Below are 1186 nucleotides of genomic sequence, written 5' to 3'. Positions count from 1 at the left end.
CACCGCCTCGCCTTCGGCCGCGGTGCCGCGCACGCCGACGCGCTCGTGCTGCGGCTCGGCACCGAGTTCCGCGCCGGCGGCGGCACCGTGCCCGTGACCGTGGACCTGCGCCGGGCCGGGTCGCTGGCGCTCGCCGGGCCGCGGCCCCGGCTGGCCGGGCTCGCTGTCTCGGTCGTGGCCCAGCTGGCCGCGCTGCACGCGCCCGACAGCCTCGAACTGGTGCTGATCTCCGCCGACCCGAACCGCCCGCCCGAGTCCCGCGTCGAGGACTGGTCGTGGGCCGGCTGGCTCCCCCAGGTACGGCCGCGGCAGGGGCAGGACTGCCGGCTGCTGCTCGCGTACGACAGGGAGCAGGCCGCGGCCCGCGTCGGCGAGTTGCAGCGGCGGCTGGAGCAGCCGGCGCCGGGGGTGCGCAGCGTGGTCGTGGTCGACGGCGACCCGGGCACGGCCGCCGTCCGCGACGCGGTCGCCCGGCTCGCCGAGCGCGGGCCCGCCGCCGGCGTGCACGTCGTCTGCCTCGCCGAGACCGCGCCCGCCACGCCCGCCTCGCCGCTGACCGCGACGTACGCCGCGGCCTGCGAGGCGTCCCCCGGCTTCGCCGCGTGCGGGGCGGTGGGGCTGCTCAGCGGCGACGTGGCCACGGGGCTGCGGCCCCTGCTGCGCCCGGCGCCGCCGGCCACGTCCCCGTCGTCGTCGGCCCAGCCGGCCGCACCGCCGACGGAGACTCCGTACGACACCGCCCACGGTCCCGCCCACGACACCGCCGCCACCCCGGCCTCCCCCGCCACCTCCTACGGAACGGGCCGCGCCCGCCTCCGCGGCGACGGCGTCGCGGCGCCCGCCGACGCCGCGGCGGGCGGGGGCTGGTTCGCGGCCGCCGCCTCCGGGCAGGGGGCCGGCGGACCGGCCGGGACGGTCGACGCCGTGTCGGCCGCCTGGGCGGAGCGGCTGGCCCGCGCCCTCGCCCCGTACGGCGAACGCGACGACGCCGAGGGCGCCTTCGGCGCCCGCCGCGGCGGCGCCCTCCCCGGGGCCGTACGCCTCCTGGACGAACTGGGCCTCGCCCGCGCCACCCCGACCGCGCTGACCGCCCGCTGGCTCGAAGACCGCGCCGGCGCCCCGCCCGTCGGCGCCGTGCTCGGCGCCGGGCCGGGCGGGCGGCTCACGGCCGACCTCGCCGCCGGGC

The 1186-nt window shown here is 82.2% G+C and carries 1 pseudogene; it reads left to right on the top strand.

Annotated features, from left to right (window positions below):
* Positions 1 to 1186, top strand: a pseudogene (locus tag ABD317_RS37115) (FHA domain-containing protein); the annotation flags it as partial.

This window comes from Streptomyces synnematoformans (assembly GCF_039531005.1).
GTDB classification, from domain to species: domain Bacteria; phylum Actinomycetota; class Actinomycetes; order Streptomycetales; family Streptomycetaceae; genus Streptomyces; species Streptomyces synnematoformans.
Note: the sequence above shows the minus strand (reverse complement) of the source record. Positions and strands in the feature narration are given on the sequence as shown.